The following is a 15,028-nucleotide window of genomic DNA, read 5'->3' as shown; positions in this document are numbered from 1 at the left end:
GGCCCGCCCGCAGACGCGTGGTGGTGGTCAGACGTTGACGCCGAAGTCGGCGGCGATGCCCGCCAGGCCGGAGGCGTAGCCTTGGCCGACCGCGCGGAACTTCCACTCCGCGCCGTTGCGGTACAGCTCCCCGAAGACCATCGCGGTCTCGGTCGCGGCGTCCTCGGACAGGTCGTAGCGGGCGATCTCGGCACCGCCGGACTGGTTGACGACGCGAATGTAGGCGCCTCGCACCTGGCCGAAGCTCTGGCCGCGGTTGGCGGCGTCGTGGATGGAGACGGGGAAGACGATCCGGGCGACGTCGGTGGGGACGGTGGTCAGGTTGACCTTGATGACCTCGTCGTCACCCTCTCCTTCGCCGGTGAGGTTGTCGCCGGTGTGCTCCACCGATCCGTCGGGGCTCTTCAGGTTGTTGAAGAAGACGAAGTGCTGGTCGGAAAGCACCTTGCCGGACTCGTTGACCAGCAGCGCGGAGGCATCGAGGTCGTAGTCGGTGCCCGTAGTCGTGCGGACGTCCCACCCGAGGCCGACCAGGACGGCGGTCAGGCCCGGCGCCTCCTTGCTCAGCGAGACATTGCCGCCCTTGGAGAGGCTCACACCCCTGTCGCATCCCTTTCCGTGTCCGACGGCCGGGCGCAGGGGCCCGGCCGCTGAGTGACTGAACACGAAATCTACAGCACTGTAGAAGTTGCTGGGGGGTTGTCAGGGCCGTCCATGCCGCAATCGGATATGGAGCGCGGTGATGCCGGGCGGTCAGCCGCGCAGTCCGGGGTAGCCGGGGCCGATGGTGAGGGTCACCGCACCGGGTGCGGCCTGCGGGTCCTGCCTGGGGGTGGCGGGGATCCTGAGCCGGGCGGCCAGGGCCTTCGCCTGTTCTTCGAGGCTGGACGGGTAGGTCACGGTGGTTTCCTTCGCCGGCGTGGGCGCGTTGCCGGTTCCGGTGACCGTGTAGCCGGCCGCGCGCAGCTCCTTGGCCACGGTGGCGGCCTGGCCGGGCGTGCCGGTGCCGTTGAGGACCTGGACGGTGATCGTGCGGGCCGAGACCGGCCTGGCGGCGGTCAGTTCGTCCTTGTCAACCTCCTGGTCTTTGGCGAGGGCGATGAAGAGGGTCTGTGCCTGGGGGTACTGCCAGGCGATGTTGGCCTTGTCGGTGGGGACGTCCAGTTCGCGCGGGTAATTGGGGACAGTCAGGAAGGTCAGCCGGTCCTCGGGTATGCCCTGGAGGCTGGAGGCGAGGCTGGTCAGGGGTGCGATCCCGGCCAGGGTCTCGTCGGTGGTCAGTGACTTGGTCGCCGAGTCCAGGAAGGAGTACAGGTCGCCGGGGCTGGTCAGCTTGTCCTGGGCTTTGGCGGCCAGGGCCTGCATGAATTCCTGCTGGCGCCCGATGCGCCCGATGTCGGAGCCGTCGCCGAGGCTGTAGCGGGTGCGGACATAGCCGAGGGCCTGCTCGCCCTGGACCGTCTGGCAGCCCGCCTCCAGGTCCAGGTGGGCCTTGGGGTCGCGGATCGCCTGTTTCGGGCAGACCTCGATGCCGTCCAGCGCGTCGACCATGCCCTTGAAGCCCTGGAAGTCGACCGAGAGGAAGTGGTCGATGCGCAGCCCGGTGTTCTGCTCGATGGTCCTGATGGTGCAGGCGGCAGCGCCGCCGATGTCGCCCGTGGCGCCGCCGATCGCGAACGCCTCATTGATCTTGAAGTGGTGCGGCGCGGAGGTGGTGCCGTTCCCGCGGTCACAAGCGGGTATCTGCACCCAGGAGTCGCGGGGCAGGGAGACCACGGCGGCCCATTCCCGGTTCGCGGCGATGTGCAGCACCATCAGGGTGTCCGACTGCATGGTGGTCAGGCCCTTGCCGTACCCTGCGTTGTCGCCGTCGCGGCTGTCCGAGCCGACCACCAGGACGTTCATCGCGCCGGGGCTGAGGTTGGCCGGACGGCCCCCGCCGATCTTGTTGTCGATACCGGCGGCCTGGATGTTGCCGTCCAGGCGCTGGTACAGCCAGTAGCCGCCTGCGCCCGCGACGACGAGCAGTACGCCCAGGGTGGCCCCGGTGAGGGCCAGGATCCTCCCGCGCCGGGTCAGCCCGGTCTTGGTGCGCCGGTGCCCTCGGGACCGGACCGGCCCGCGACGTTCGCGGGATGCGCCAGGCTGTCTGTCCACGTGTCCGCCTCCCTGTGCCGCCCGGTGCGGCGGTTCGCTGCGCTGTGTCGTGATGCCGCGCGGCGGCTACCTACTTCCGTGCCGGCGGGGTCAAGAATCTACAACGGCGTAGAAGATGGTTGGGGCGGAGGGCGTCGTGAACATATGCGAGGGCATGCTTCATTGCCTCGTGTCCGGCAGCGACGGAGAGGGAGTGGCAGGTGGATGAGAAGCATGGTGGGCCGCCGCTGCGTGGGCGCCCCCGCAGAGGGCCGGGCGAGCTGGAGGCCAGTGTGCTGGCCGTCCTGGGCAGCGCGCCGGGGCCGGTGACGGCCGGCTGGGTGCGCGAGCAGATCGACCCCTCTCTCGCCTACACCACGGTGGTGACCACGCTGACGAGGCTGCACGCCAAGCAGGCCGTGGTGCGCCGCCGCGACGGGCGCTCCTATGTCTGGAGGGCTGTCTTCGACGCAGCGGGGCTGGCCGCCCGGCGCATGCACCAGATCCTCGACCAGGAGAGCGACCGGGGCGCCGTGCTCAGCCAGTTCATCGCTGAACTCCCCCCGGACGACGAACGGTTGCTGCAGCTCGGACTCGACATCACCACCAGCGCGGGTGCGGGCAGTTGCTGAGCCCGCCCGCCAAGGCGGGGCCCCTTGCACAGCTCGCGGAAGTGGACATCGTGGAAACAACGTCGGTTGTGCGGGCGACGGGCTCAGTACGATGACAGCGGCAGGCGGGGCCGGCAGGCGGGAGGGTCGACGGTATGACGGACCAGAACAGGGGCGGTATCGAGCAGTCCCGGCGCCGGCGCGGCCAGGGCGAGCTGGAGACGCAGGTGCTCGCCGCGCTGCACCAGGCTCCTGGGGCGGTCACCGCGGGCTGGGTCCAGGAGCGCCTCGGCGGCACTCTCGCCTACACCACCGTGATGACCATCCTGACCCGGCTGCACGCCAAGGGCGCGGTCGCCCGCCGGCGGGCGGGCCGCTCGTTCGAGTGGACCGCGATCGCCGACGAGGCCGGGCTGGCCGCTTTGCGGATGCGGAGGGTCCTGGACGCCGAGACCGACCGCGAGGCGGTCCTGGCCCGCTTCCTGACCAGCCTGACGCCGGGGGATGAACAGGTGCTGCGCGATCTGCTGGCCCAGGGCTCCGAGGAGGGGGAAGACTAACCGCCATGGGGGTCTTCGTATTCCTGCCGCTGGTGCTGCCGTTAACGGCCTGGCCCATCGCCCGCCTCGCCGAACAGCATCTGCACCCCAGGGCGGCGACCTGGCTGCTGTCGGCCGTCGCCGGGGTGCTCGCGCTGTGCAGCACCCTGTGCCTGGCCCTGCTGATGGTGGTCGGCACCGCGCAGCTGCCCGGCAACCCGCTGCCCGATGGCTGGTCGGACCCGGAGGTCCGCGAGGCCGTCCCGTACGACGAGATTGCGGGCAAGGCCGCCATCCCCGCCCTGATCGCAGTGATCGCCGCCTGTACCCGGACGGCGTGGCGCCATCACCGCGTACGCCGCCGGGCCGAGAGCGCCCTTTCGGGCCTGCCGGCCACGCCGGTGGCGGTGCTGCCCGACGACCTGCCGTACGCCTACGCGCTGCCCGGCAGGCGGAACCGGATCGTGGTCACCACCGGGATGCTGGCCGGGCTCGGTTCGGCCGAGCGGCGGGCGCTGTTCGCCCACGAGCGCGTGCATCTGGCCCGCCGCCACCACCGGTTCCTGCTCACCGTGCAGCTCGCCGCACGGGCCAACCCATTCCTGCGGCCGCTGCGGAGCGCCGTCACGTACTGCGCCGAGCGGTGGGCGGACGAGGAGGCGGCCACCGCGGTGGGCAGCCGGCGCACCGTGGCCCTGGCGATCGGCAAGTCCGCGCTGATCTCCCGGGGCGCGCCCATCGCCACGCTCGCGCACTTCGCGGCCCCCGGTCCGGTGCCGCGCCGGGTCGCCGCCCTACTCGGACCAGCTCCCACCGGACGGATCTGCCCGCCGGTGTTCACCACGGTGGGCCTGGCCGCCTGGACAGCCGCCGCGGGCACCACCGTATCGGCACTGTCCTCGGCGAACTCGGCCGTCACGCTGTTCCTCATCCTGCACGCGGCCACCCCGATGTAGCCGGGCCCCGCGATACACGGCGAACAGGGTGCTGCCGCCTGTCCGGCGGCAGCACCCCTGTCCGGCTGTCGGGTCAGCTGCGGGCTTTGAAGCGTTCGAGGGCGGCCACGCCCGCGGCGGCGAGCCCGATCTGGATGAGCCATTCGATCCAATCGACGCCCTTGGTGTCCGCCACTCCCAGGCCCGCGGCGATACCGGTCCCGACGAAGGCCGCAGCGATACCGACGCCGATCGTCCACAGCACGCCGATGCGCTGACGACCCGGCAGAACCAGCCGTCCCAGCGTGCCGATGATGACGCCGATCACGATGGCGCTGATGATCCCGGAGATCTCCATACCCGTCCTCTTCCCTTCCCCGTGCGGGGCTAGAGGTCGAACTCGTGCGGTGGCAGATCGAGCGTGAAGCACGCCTCGCGGACGATCGCCTGCTCGGTCTTGTCGAAGTCGCCGTCGGCGCCGCCGATGACGATGCCGATCTGGATCACGGCGCGCGCCTCGGCGGGCTTCTTCTTCGCCTTGGCAATCTCCTGCAGCACGCTGACCTTTCCGAAGTCGAAGTCGGCGGTCAGCTTGTTCAGATTGTCCTCGAAGCGCCGCTGCAGATCCATGGCGTCGAAGTTCTGCAGCACCTCGTTGGTGGCGATCAGCTGCGCCACGCGCCGCCGCTCGGCCGGGTCGATGGTGCCGTCGGCGGCGGCCACCAGCGCGCACATCGCCATGGAAGCGTCGCGGAAGGCGCCGCTCTTGAGGTCGTTCTTCTTCGCCACCAGCTGGGTCTGCATCGTCGATGCGGACTCCTTGATGCGGTCCCACAGGGCCATGAGAACTCCGTAAGTGTGTCAGGTTGCCCGAGCCGTGACCGACACGAGCCGACACCATAATCTACAGCACTGTAGAAGGCGGCGGGGGTCCGTCGACACGCTCGGGGATATAGGTGTCAGGCTTCCGCATGGAGGGCGTCCCCGAGTCGGCCTGACCGGAACCTCAATCCCTCGGGATCTACGCCACTGTAGAACTCCGGAGCGTCGCCGCTGGATGCCGCAGGGTCCGACTTACCGTGTTGATCAGTCGCACAGCGGTCCACTCCCTATCGTCCCTGGGCCGAGCGACATCTGGGAGGAGCCCTCCCTTCCTCCCCGCGGCGGCATGGCGTGGGGCGACCAAGGCCATGCCGCCGTCTCGCACTCAAGGAACGGAGTCGCCATGGCGGGCCACGGATTCGCGCTCCCCGGATGGATCATCAGTCAGATGCTCACTCGCAAGGCGCCGGCGCCGCCACCCGCGTACTTGCGGCACTCTCCGGGATCGCCGGTGTTCATCGCCGACTTCGCTTCCAGGCAGCAGTGGGTCGCGGGCCGTTCATGGGCGTACCCCGGCGGCGGGCCGACCAACCCGGGGGACAACAAGCTCGACCACCTCGTGCCCGACCCTTCCTACTGCCGCGACGGTGTTTTCCGGGCCACCCGCCGGCCGGAAGGTACCTGGAGCGCCGGGCTGCTGACGACCGAGGGCAGCGACGAGGACTTCATGGTCCGTACGGGCGACATCCTCGAAGGCCGCGTCCGGCTGCCCGTCGAGCACGGAGCCTGGCCCGCGATCTGGACGTGGCGGGACGGCGGGAACGAGATCGACGTGTTCGAATACCACCCCGACAACCCAGACGTCCTGGAGCTGTCGAACCACGTCAACGGGAGCGGGCGCTACTACACCGACCCTGCGATCCGCCCGGGCGCGTGGGTCGACCTGAAAGTCGAGCTCTGCCAGGAGTCCGTCAACTGGTGGGTCAACGGCTGCCACGCCTTCTCGGATGGCGTCGGAGTCGGCCCTGACTGGTGCGCGTACCTCATCGTCAACCTGTCGGTGTGCGCGGGCCAGCACCATCCAGCTCCGGACCCGGCCACGTCAGCCATGTCCTACGAGGTGAGCCACCTGCGCGTGTACCGCCCGTGAGCCCGCCAGGGGCTCCGGGGCAAGCCGCGGTAGGGCGGCCCCAGGAATGCGGCAACGCCGCGCCGATGACCCGGCGGCGCTCAGCATGGCGACGCCGATGCCGGTCTTGAGGGGCCGCCCGGTGTGGGCGCCCGCACGGCCCCTCGACGGGTGACGGGGCGGGGTCAGCCCTCGTCGCCCTCGTCTTCGTCGTCGCCTTCGAAGAAGTCGCCCACCTCGTCGACGACTTCGGCCGCGACCATGCCGCCGACCACACCGACGGCGAGTCCCGCCGCGCCGGCCGCGACCACGGTGCCCATGCCCGGCCCGGAGCGGTGCCCGTGACCATCGCCGTGGCCATGGCTGTGGTCGTCCTTGTGGGGGTGGCTGCCGTGGGCGGCGTAGGGGGCGCCGTGTCCGTAGTGGCCGCCATGGTGCGGATCGCCGTGCCCGTACGAGCCGTGACCGCCGTAGGAGGCGCGGTGCTCGATGAGCTGACGGATCCAGCCGTCGACTTCCGCGTGCCAGTTGACCTGCTCGACGCCGTGGTGGTGGACGGTGAAGCGGGTCACCGCGTCGTGGCCCCCGGAGAAGAGGCCGCCGCGCTTGTCAGCCTCCAGGACGACCTCCATGCCGCCGGGGTTGGCGAGGAAGGTCACCTCGATCTCGTTGACCTGGTGCGCGTACTGCGGCGCCGGGGCGAGTTCGATCTCCTGGTAGAAGGGCAGCTGCTGGCCGGTGCCGCCGATGCGCCCCAGCTCCAGGTCCGCGGACTTGAAGCCGAAGCCGAGCTGGCCCAGTGCCTCCAGGATCGCCTCCTGGGCGGGCAGTGGGCCGACGGTCAGCTGGTCGAGGTCGCCCTTGTCCTTCGCGCCCGCCACCGCCAGCTCGGTGCGCACCCCGAGCACGATGCCCAGGCCCTGCCCGTACAGCTCGGTGATCGGGGTCTCCCACGGCAGCATCACGCTGAAGGGCACGCTGTGCGGCTCGCCGGCGGCGAGGCGGAAGCCGCCGCCGACGGTGAACCGGTCGAAGACGACCGCGCCCTCGGACTCCCCGCCGTCGTGCTCGGCCTCGACGCGGGCCACCAGCTCCAGGGTGATGTGCTCGATCGTGAAGTCGGCATCGCCGCCCTTCAGGTGGACCTGCCCGCTCAGGGTCCCGCCGGGCAGCACCGCGCCCGGGTCGAGGACCGTGTCCACGGTGGGCCCGCCCACGCCGAGCGAGCCGAGCAGCCGCTTGAACACCATCGTGGCGTTCACTCCTTCATGTGTACGTACGGTTCTTGACCCCGCCGGGCGGCAGGCCCCGAAGGGGCGGGGGTCCGCCGCCCGGCGGGAGAGGACTACTTGGCGGAGGTGTCGAGTGCGGCCAGGGCCTGCGCCCAGCGCGCGTACTTCAGCTCGGCCAGATCGGCGACCGTCTTGACGCCGAACGCCTCCTGAAGGAGTTCACCGCCCCGGTCGGAGACTCCCTTCAGTGCGGAGACGGGCGCGGCGAGGATCTCCGGCAGGCTCTTGTCCGCCCACGCCTTGTCCAGCACCTTGTCCAGGTCGATCGAAGCCACGACAGCCCTCCCAGGGGAAATGCGGATGGAAATTTCCGGACGACGTGCTGCTGGGGTGGCCGTGGCCGGCGGATAATGGCCTGCTCAAACCGGTGTGCGCCCTCCCGCCTTTGCCCGTCGCCCGCGAGGCGGCCGGGAACATCCGGGCCGCCCCTCGCGTTATCTACACGCATGTAGAAGCATAGGGGTGAGGTGCCCCGCACGGACGACATCCCGGCGGAACGTCCGAAAAGCACTCGTGCGGGCGGCAGAAGCCGCCCCCGCGGGGGCTTTGCCGTCCCTTTACCATGGGGTGGGGTGTGGGCGCCTCACCGAACCGCCTCTGGATCCGCCCGATCCGATGAGCCAAGAAGGAGCAGCAGACCCGCCATGGGTGAACCTCCCAGTCCCAGCCGTGCCATTGCCCGCCCGCCGCGCATGCGTGAGGGATCGGGGGTGGCACGGTGACCGAAGTCCTGCTATTGCTCCTGGCCCTGGCTCTGACCTTGGCGTGTGCGGTGTTCGTCGCGGCCGAGTTCTCGCTGACCACCGTCGAGCGCGGTGAGCTGGAGCGTGCCGCCGAGGCGGGTGAGCGCGGCGCGGAGGGCGCGCTGAAGGCCGTACGCCGTCTGACCGTCCAGCTCTCCGGTGCCCAGCTCGGCATCACGGTGACCTCTCTGGTGATCGGCATGCTGGCCGAGCCGTCGCTCGCGGCACTGCTGCGCGGCCCTTTGAAGACGGTCGGTCTGGGCGGTGCCGCCTCGTCGGTGGCGACCGTGCTGGGCGTGGCCGTTTCCACCGTGGTCCTGATGGTGGTGGGCGAGCTGGTGCCGAAGAACTGGGCGATCGCCCGCCCGCTGGCCGTCGCCAAGGTGGTGGCCGGCCCGCAGCGAGGCTTCACCGCCGCGTTCGGCCCGTTCATCCATCACCTGAACAACACCGCGAACCGGTTCGTCCGCCGCTTCGGCCTGGAGCCGACCGAGGAGCTGGCCTCCGCCCGCAGCGCCGAGGAACTCATCGCGCTCGCCCGGCACTCGGCCGCCGAGGGCGCCCTGGAGGCGGACTCCGCGGAGCTGTTCGTGCGCACCCTGCATCTGAGCGAGCTGACGGCCGAGAACGTGATGACCCCACGGGTCGACGTCAAGGCGCTCGAAGCGCACGCCACGGCCGCGGACGCCGCGAACCTCACCCACGCCACCGGCCTGTCCCGCTTCCCGGTCTACCGCGACAGCCTGGATGAGGTCATCGGCACCGTCCACATCCGCGACGTGCTCGCCCTGGAGCCGGAGAAGCGTCAGCTGACGCCCGTGACCGAGCTGGCCACCGCGCCGCTGCTGGTGCCGGACAGCCTGAGTGCCGACCGGCTGCTGGAGCGGCTGCGCGAGATGCGCACGATGGCTGTGGTCATCGACGAGTACGGTGGCACGGCGGGCGTGGCGACGGTGGAGGACATCGTCGAGGAGGTCGTCGGCGAGGTCCGCGACGAGCACGACCCCGTCGAAGTCCCTGATCTGCTGCCCGCTCCCAGGACGGGGGACGGGCGTGCGGCGTGGGAGGCGGACGGCTCGGTCCGCCTCGACGAACTCGCCGGAATCGGGCTGACCGCGCCCGAGGGCCCGTACGAGACGGTGGCCGGCCTGGTCGCCACGCGCCTGGCGCGCATCCCGGCCAAGGGCGACGAGCTCAACGTGGACGGCTGGCGGCTTCATGTCCTCGACGTCGAGCACCACCGTGCCGACCGAGTCCGCATCACCGAACCGGTCCGGGTGCCGGCCCAGGCGGGGGAGGAGTCCCGATGACCGCGCTGCAGCTCACCATCGGTGCCCTGACCCTGCTGACCAATGCGTTCTTCGTGGGCGGGGAGTTCGCCCTGATTTCCGTGCGCCGCAGCCAGATCGAGCCGCGGGCGCAGGAGGGCAACAAACGGGCCCGGATGACCTTGTGGGGCCTGGAGCACCTCTCGGCGATGATGGCCACCGCCCAGCTCGGCATCACCGTCTCCTCGCTGGTGCTCGGCGCGGTCGCCGAACCGGCCATCGCGCACCTGCTGGAGCCCGCCTTCGAGACGGCCCACATCCCGCACGCCCTCATCCACCCGGTCGCGTTCGTCATCGCGCTGAGTGTGGCGACGTATCTGCACATGCTGATCGGCGAGATGGTCCCGAAGAACATCGCGCTGGCCGCGCCGGTGGCGACCGCGCTGCTGCTCGGTCCGCCGCTGGTGGCCCTCACCCGGGCGCTCAGGCCGGTGATCTTCGGTATCAACGCCTTCGCCAACGCGCTGCTGAAGCTGCTCCGGGTGGAGCCGAAGGACGAGGTGGAGGCAGTCTTCACCGACGACCAGCTCGCGCGCATGGTCGTCGACTCCAGCGCGGCCGGCCTGCTCTCGCCCGCGGACGGCGAGCGCCTGCGCGATGCTCTGGAGCTGGGCACGAGGCCGGTGGGCGAGATCCTCGTCCCCGCGCAGCAGATGCGCACGGTCCTCCACACCATTACCCCGGCCGAGCTGGAGCGGATCGCGGCCGAGGCGGGCTACTCCCGCTTCCCCGTCACCGGCCCGATGGGCACCCTGCTGGGCTACCTGCACATCAAGGACACCCTCGGCATCACCGACCGGAACCAGCCGTTCCCGCGGACGGCCCTGCACCCGGTCACCGGGGTCCGCATCGACACCCCGCTGGACGACACCCTCACCGCCCTGCGCACCGACGGCAGCCACCTGGCCGCAGTGACCGGCGAGACGGGCGCCGTCCTCGGCTTCGTGACCATGGAGGACGTCCTGTCCGAACTGGTCGGCCCGGCCCGGCCCGCTGCCTGACCGCCGACGCCGCCCGGCGGGTTTGCGCGGAAACGCTCGGGAACGCGCACTCCGTCACCATCGTTTACTTCCCTGCACGCCGACTCAAGGAGCAAGCCCGTGTCCGCCAGACCGACGGACTCCCCGGGGCACAGTCCCCGACCCTCCCGCCACATCTCTAATGATCGTTTCGATCGCGGCGCGCGGCGGGGTGGTGTTCGATGAGTACCGCGAATGCCGTACTCGGCCTGCTGGCCGTCTTCGTCCTCACCGCAGGCACCGGCTACTTCGTGGCCCAGGAGTTCGCGTACGTCTCCGCCGACCGGCTCGCCCTGACCCGTGAGGCCGAGGCGGGCGACAAGAAGGCGGCCCGCGCCCTGAAGGTGCTGGAGCGGCTGTCGTTCATGCTGTCCGGCGCCCAGCTGGGCATCACCGTCACCGGCCTGGTCGTCGGTTTCATCGCCGAGCCGTCCGTGTCCGCGCTGCTCAAACCCGTTCTGACCGGCATCGGCATTCCCGAGGGGGCCGTCTCCGGCATCTCCGTCGTCCTCGCGTTCGTGCTGGCCACCATCGTGCAGATGGTGCTGGGCGAACTGGCGCCGAAGAACCTCGCGATCGCCGTGCCGGAACGGCTGGCGAAGGCACTGGCCGGCTCCACGCTGGCGTACTTGAAGGTCGTCGGCCCGGCGGTGCGGGTCTTCGACGGCGCGGCGAACGGGCTGCTGCGCAAGGTCGGCATCGAGCCCGTCGAGGAGCTGCACCACGGCGCCACCCTGGAGGAGCTCGGCCATCTGATCGGCGAGTCCCACGAGCAGGGCGAGCTGCCCAAGGACACCGCCGACCTGATCGACCACGCCCTGGAGTTCTCCGAGCGGACGCTGGATGAGGTGATGGTGCCGCGTGTGGACGCCGTCTTCGTCCGCAAGGGCGCCACGATTGCCGAAGCCGTTGAGCTGATCGGCAAGCACGGCCACTCCACCTACCCCGTCCTGGGGGATCACCCGGACGACGTCGCGGGCGTCGTGGGCGTGCGCGAGCTGATGCGGCTGCCCGCCGACAGCCTCGCCGCCGCCACCGCGGGCGCGCTCGCCCGCCCGCCGCTCCTGCTGCCGGACACGCTGCCGCTGCCGGACGCGGTGAGGCGGATGCGTGAGCTGAACGACGAGTTCGCCGTGGTCCTGGACGAGCACGGCGGGGTGGCGGGCATCGTCACCTACGAGGACATCGCCGAGGAACTCGTCGGTGACATCGCCGACGAGACCGACACCGTCACCGAACTCGCCGTCCCCGACGGCACGGGCTGGCTGGTGGACGCCGGACGCCGCCTCGACGAGGTCGCCGACGCCACCGGCATCGACCTTCCCGAGGAAGAGGACTACGACACCGTGGCCGGTCTGGTCATCGACCGCCTCGGCCGCTTCCCGGCCATCGGCGACCAGCTGACCGTCGGCCTGCCCGACGGCGGCCGCGCGATGATCGACGTACGCACACTCGACCGGCACGTGCCGGAGCGGGTCCGCCTCGAGCGACTGCCCGTGGCGGAGCATGAGGAGGAGCAGGCATGAGTTTCCCGATGGCGCTCTTCGTCACCGTGCTGCTGCTGATCGGCAGCGCCTTCTTCGTCGCCGCCGAGTTCGCGCTGGTCGCCGCCAAACGCCACCGCATGGAGAAGGCCGCAGCTTCAGGTCAGCGCGGTGCCAAGGCAGCCCTGGCCGGGATGCGTGAGTTGTCCCTGATGCTGGCCGGCGCCCAGCTCGGCATCACCGTGTGCACCCTGGGCCTGGGCTCGCTCTCCAAGCCCGCGATCTCCCACGAACTCGACCCGCTGCTGCACACGCTGGGCCTGCCCAGCGCGCTCAGCTACGGCATCGCCTTCGCCGTCGCGATGATCGTCGTGGTGTTCCTGCACATGGTCGTCGGCGAGATGGCCCCCAAGTCCTGGGCCATCGCCCACCCCGAACGCTCCGCGATGCTCCTCTCCCCGCCCTTCCGGGCCGTGGTGAACGTGGTTCGCCCGCTGATCGGGATGCTGAACCGGATCAGCAACGCCCTGGTACGGCTGTGCCGGGTCAGCCCGCGCGACGAGCTGGCCTCGGTCCACAACCGCGAACAGCTGACGCACCTGGTGGAGGAGTCGCAGCGGCTCGGCCTGATCAGCGCATCCGACTCCGAACTGATCACCCGGTCGCTGACCGAGCCCCAGACTCCGGTGAGCGACCTCCAGGTCCCGGCCGCCGAGATCACCTCGGTCGACGGCGACGCAAGCGTCGACGACATCCTGCGCACCGCCGCCGACCACGACCGCACCCGGCTGCTGGTCCGCGAGGGCGGCACGGTCCTCGGCTCCCTCCACGCCCGCGACGCGCTGGTCGTCCGCGCTCAGGGCCGTACCGTCACCGCGCGCGCCCTGGTCCGCCCCGTACCGGAGCTGACCGGAGACGCCACCGTCGCGGACGCGATCGACCTGCTCCGCCGGCACCGCGCCTCGCTCGCACTCGTCTGCGACCACACCGGCCGCCTCACCGGCCTGGTCAGCCTGGACGATCTGCTCGCCCGCTACCTGCAGCCCCAGGCGGCCTGACCTCCCGAGAAGGCAACACCGAGGGGCGGGCGAGCTGCCCACCCCCTCGGGTGTCTGCCAGGGGACACACATCAGGAATCGGGTGCCCGGATGCGTGAGCGGCGGGGTCTCGTGTTGAAGCCGCCCCCTGCGCCACGCGGGCATCTACAGTGCTGTAGAAGTCTCTCCTGGAGCGTGATCGCTCAACAGGCCCGCCTTCCGCCCGGTCGGCGGGAACGTCGCGCTGCGCGAAGGAGCAGGTACAGCAGGATGACCGATCACCACGATCCTACGGCCAAGGCGTGGCGGCCCTCCCGCCGGAGGCTGGCGGAACGGGCCCGCGCCGTCACGCAGGCCCGGTGGTTCGCCCTCACCGTGTTCGGCCTGATCCTCGCCAACGCGGCGCTGTTGGGCGCGGAGACGTACAGCGGAGTGGTCGAGGACTGGCACCAGTGGTTACGCCTCGCCGAACACGTCTGCCTGGCCGCTTTCACGGTCGAGATACTCCTGCGGGCCTGCGCGCACGCCGACCGTCCCCGCGACTTCTTCCGCGACCCGTGGAACCTGTTCGACCTGGCCGTCGTGGTCTCCGCGTTCCTGCCGGTCGCCGCGAAAACGGCACCATCCTGCGGCTGCTGCGCCTGGCCCGCGTCCTGCGCACCGCCCGCTTCCTGCCCCAACTGCGCACCTTCATGGTCGCGGTCGGCCGCAGCCTGCCCGGCACCTTCAGCTTCCTGCTCGTCGGCGCCCTGCTGCTGTACGTCTACGCCATGGTGGGCTGGGTCTTCTTCGCCGACCACGACCCCGAGCACTTCGGCTCCCTTGGCCGCGCCGTCCTCACCCTCTTCCTCCTGATGACCCTGGACGGCCTCGGCGACGCGGTCCACGCCGGCCTGGAAATCTCCCGCTGGAGCATCCTCTATTACGCCTCCTACGTTCTTCTCGCCTCCTTCGTCCTCGTCAACGTCCTCATCGGCGTCGTCATCAGCTCCCTGGACGAGGCCCGCGAACTGGAGCGGGAGCAGGACGAGGCGCGGAGTGCGGCCGAGCCGCCGCCTGCCGCGACGGCGGACGAGGCCGAACGCGAACTGCGCGACCGGATCACAGCCGCGCGGCAAGCCCTCGACGACCTCGAAGCGAGCCTGCAACGCTTCTCCGCGCCCCAACCCCGCGAAGCGGAAGGGACTGTGCCATCGCCCTCGGGGCACACCTGATGGCGACCGGACTTTGCGAAGAGGGGCAGCCATGGAGATCTCGGGCATCATCAGCGCCATTGTGATCGGCGTCGTCATCGGCGTTCTGGGCCGGCTCGTGGTCCCCGGCCGCCAGCGCATCGGCGTGCTGTGGACCATCCTCGTCGGCATCGCGGCCGCCTTCGCCGGCACGGGCATCGCCGCCGCGTTCGACGTCGCCGACACCAAGGGCGTCGACTGGATCGAGTGGCTCATCCAAATCGGCCTGGCGGCCCTGGGCGTCGCCACGCTGGACCGATTCAGGGCGCGCCGCCGCTGACTGGTCACTTGGATACCGTGCGTCTGGCACGCCTCGATGAGGGTGGGGTACCGGACGACCTGGGTGAAGAGGCGAAGCCGGCGGATTGCGTAGGAGTTGCCCAGGGTGGGCTGGATCACCTCCGGTGCTGAGGTGAAGTCATGCTGCGGGCACCGGGACTGGCGGTTGTTCTGCGTCTCGATGCCGTATTCGCGGGCGCGGGCCCCGTTACCGCGTACGGCGGCCGCGGTTCACCCGGCGCTGGCAGCTCGTCGCTGCCCGACCGGAAGCCGTAGAGGACCTCGTTGATGTTGGCGGCGGGAGCAGAGCCAGTAGAGTATGGCCTTCGTCACAGCCTTGGATGGGGATAGCGACACGATGCGCTGCTGCTATGCGACACCGACCACGTCGCCGGCCGCCTCGTAAAGCGACACGACCTGCGGGGGACACGATCTCTGCAGA

Annotated in this window: 15 protein-coding genes and 1 pseudogene; 10 read left to right on the top strand and 6 right to left on the bottom strand. The window is 70.5% G+C overall.

Annotated features, from left to right (window positions below; all coding sequences use genetic code 11):
- Window positions 1–27 precede the first annotated feature (27 nt).
- Both HJD23_RS06220 and HJD23_RS06215 read right to left on the bottom strand, forming a co-directional pair.
- On the bottom strand, window positions 28–639 hold the full coding sequence (locus tag HJD23_RS06220) for a TerD family protein (protein WP_171119087.1): 612 nt from the start codon (window positions 637–639) through the stop codon (window positions 28–30).
- 114 nt (window positions 640–753) lie between these two features.
- Entirely contained in the window at window positions 754–2,079 is a 1,326-nt protein-coding gene (locus HJD23_RS06215; RefSeq protein ID WP_171119085.1) for an LCP family protein, read from the bottom strand.
- Window positions 2,080–2,357: 278 nt separating this feature from the next.
- Between HJD23_RS06215 and HJD23_RS06210 the strand changes: the two genes are divergently transcribed.
- The 3 genes from HJD23_RS06210 to HJD23_RS06200 all read left to right on the top strand — a co-directional run bounded on the left by HJD23_RS06210 (window position 2,358) and on the right by HJD23_RS06200 (window position 4,242).
- Window positions 2,358–2,768, top strand: a complete 411-nt coding sequence (locus HJD23_RS06210; protein WP_171117062.1) for a BlaI/MecI/CopY family transcriptional regulator — start codon at window positions 2,358–2,360, stop codon at window positions 2,766–2,768.
- Window positions 2,769–2,902: 134 nt separating this feature from the next.
- Window positions 2,903–3,307 carry a BlaI/MecI/CopY family transcriptional regulator gene (locus HJD23_RS06205; RefSeq protein WP_171117061.1) on the top strand — a complete coding sequence of 135 codons (405 nt, stop codon included), beginning with the start codon at window positions 2,903–2,905 and terminating at the stop codon, window positions 3,305–3,307.
- A 5-nt stretch (window positions 3,308–3,312) separates the two neighbouring features.
- Window positions 3,313–4,242 (top strand): M56 family metallopeptidase, encoded by a 930-nt coding sequence (locus HJD23_RS06200; RefSeq protein ID WP_171117058.1) that lies wholly within the window; start codon window positions 3,313–3,315, stop codon window positions 4,240–4,242.
- 73 nt (window positions 4,243–4,315) lie between these two features.
- Here HJD23_RS06200 and HJD23_RS06195 read toward each other — a convergent pair whose 3' ends face one another.
- Together HJD23_RS06195 and HJD23_RS06190 are read right to left on the bottom strand one after the other, a co-directional pair.
- Entirely contained in the window at window positions 4,316–4,579 is a 264-nt protein-coding gene (locus tag HJD23_RS06195) for a GlsB/YeaQ/YmgE family stress response membrane protein (protein ID WP_171117056.1), read from the bottom strand.
- A 29-nt stretch (window positions 4,580–4,608) separates the two neighbouring features.
- Window positions 4,609–5,064, bottom strand: a complete 456-nt coding sequence (locus HJD23_RS06190; RefSeq protein WP_171117054.1) for a TerB family tellurite resistance protein — start codon at window positions 5,062–5,064, stop codon at window positions 4,609–4,611.
- 427 nt (window positions 5,065–5,491) lie between these two features.
- On the opposite strand from HJD23_RS06190, the gene HJD23_RS06185 reads away from it, so the two are divergent.
- On the top strand, window positions 5,492–6,193 hold the full coding sequence (locus HJD23_RS06185; protein ID WP_171119083.1) for a family 16 glycosylhydrolase: 702 nt from the start codon (window positions 5,492–5,494) through the stop codon (window positions 6,191–6,193).
- Between the two features lie 164 nt (window positions 6,194–6,357).
- Here HJD23_RS06185 and HJD23_RS06180 read toward each other — a convergent pair whose 3' ends face one another.
- Together HJD23_RS06180 and HJD23_RS06175 are read right to left on the bottom strand one after the other, a co-directional pair.
- On the bottom strand, window positions 6,358–7,422 hold the full coding sequence (locus HJD23_RS06180) for a sporulation protein (protein WP_171119081.1): 1,065 nt from the start codon (window positions 7,420–7,422) through the stop codon (window positions 6,358–6,360).
- A gap of 95 nt (window positions 7,423–7,517) precedes the next feature.
- Complete coding sequence (locus tag HJD23_RS06175; RefSeq protein WP_171117053.1) at window positions 7,518–7,739, bottom strand: hypothetical protein; 222 nt, start codon at window positions 7,737–7,739, stop codon at window positions 7,518–7,520.
- A gap of 443 nt (window positions 7,740–8,182) precedes the next feature.
- Here HJD23_RS06175 and HJD23_RS06170 point away from each other — a divergent pair, with 443 nt between their 5' ends.
- From HJD23_RS06170 to HJD23_RS06145, 6 genes and pseudogenes are all read left to right on the top strand, one after another.
- Window positions 8,183–9,517, top strand: coding sequence for a hemolysin family protein (locus HJD23_RS06170; protein WP_171117050.1), 1,335 nt, complete (start codon window positions 8,183–8,185; stop codon window positions 9,515–9,517).
- Window positions 9,514–10,536 carry a hemolysin family protein gene (locus HJD23_RS06165; RefSeq protein ID WP_171117048.1) on the top strand — a complete coding sequence of 341 codons (1,023 nt, stop codon included), beginning with the start codon at window positions 9,514–9,516 and terminating at the stop codon, window positions 10,534–10,536. Before HJD23_RS06170 ends, HJD23_RS06165 begins: the two co-directional genes overlap by 4 nt.
- Window positions 10,537–10,736: 200 nt before the next feature.
- Window positions 10,737–12,080, top strand: a complete 1,344-nt coding sequence (locus HJD23_RS06160) for a hemolysin family protein (RefSeq protein WP_171117046.1) — start codon at window positions 10,737–10,739, stop codon at window positions 12,078–12,080.
- Complete coding sequence (locus tag HJD23_RS06155) at window positions 12,077–13,096, top strand: hemolysin family protein (protein WP_171117044.1); 1,020 nt, start codon at window positions 12,077–12,079, stop codon at window positions 13,094–13,096. The genes HJD23_RS06160 and HJD23_RS06155 overlap by 4 nt, the downstream gene beginning before the upstream one ends.
- A gap of 249 nt (window positions 13,097–13,345) precedes the next feature.
- Window positions 13,346–14,289, top strand: a pseudogene (locus tag HJD23_RS06150) (ion transporter).
- 31 nt (window positions 14,290–14,320) lie between these two features.
- Entirely contained in the window at window positions 14,321–14,587 is a 267-nt protein-coding gene (locus HJD23_RS06145; RefSeq protein WP_171117041.1) for a GlsB/YeaQ/YmgE family stress response membrane protein, read from the top strand.
- Window positions 14,588–15,028 lie beyond the last annotated feature (441 nt).

This window comes from Streptomyces sp. Z423-1 (assembly GCF_013009255.1).
GTDB classification, from domain to species: Bacteria; Actinomycetota; Actinomycetes; order Streptomycetales; family Streptomycetaceae; genus Streptomyces; species Streptomyces gossypiisoli.
Note: the sequence above shows the minus strand (reverse complement) of the source record. Positions and strands in the feature narration are given on the sequence as shown.

Coding starts and splice junctions, on each gene's coding strand:
- HJD23_RS06185 (WP_171119083.1), top strand. CDS start 5,492: ATGCTCACTCGCAAGGCGCCGGCGCCGCCACCCGCGTACTTGCGGCAC.
- HJD23_RS06205 (WP_171117061.1), top strand. CDS start 2,903: ATGACGGACCAGAACAGGGGCGGTATCGAGCAGTCCCGGCGCCGGCGC.
- HJD23_RS06145 (WP_171117041.1), top strand. CDS start 14,321: ATGGAGATCTCGGGCATCATCAGCGCCATTGTGATCGGCGTCGTCATC.
- HJD23_RS06155 (WP_171117044.1), top strand. CDS start 12,077: ATGAGTTTCCCGATGGCGCTCTTCGTCACCGTGCTGCTGCTGATCGGC.
- HJD23_RS06195 (WP_171117056.1), bottom strand. CDS start 4,579: ATGGAGATCTCCGGGATCATCAGCGCCATCGTGATCGGCGTCATCATC.
- HJD23_RS06165 (WP_171117048.1), top strand. CDS start 9,514: ATGACCGCGCTGCAGCTCACCATCGGTGCCCTGACCCTGCTGACCAAT.
- HJD23_RS06190 (WP_171117054.1), bottom strand. CDS start 5,064: ATGGCCCTGTGGGACCGCATCAAGGAGTCCGCATCGACGATGCAGACC.
- HJD23_RS06180 (WP_171119081.1), bottom strand. CDS start 7,422: ATGGTGTTCAAGCGGCTGCTCGGCTCGCTCGGCGTGGGCGGGCCCACC.
- HJD23_RS06160 (WP_171117046.1), top strand. CDS start 10,737: ATGAGTACCGCGAATGCCGTACTCGGCCTGCTGGCCGTCTTCGTCCTC.
- HJD23_RS06200 (WP_171117058.1), top strand. CDS start 3,313: ATGGGGGTCTTCGTATTCCTGCCGCTGGTGCTGCCGTTAACGGCCTGG.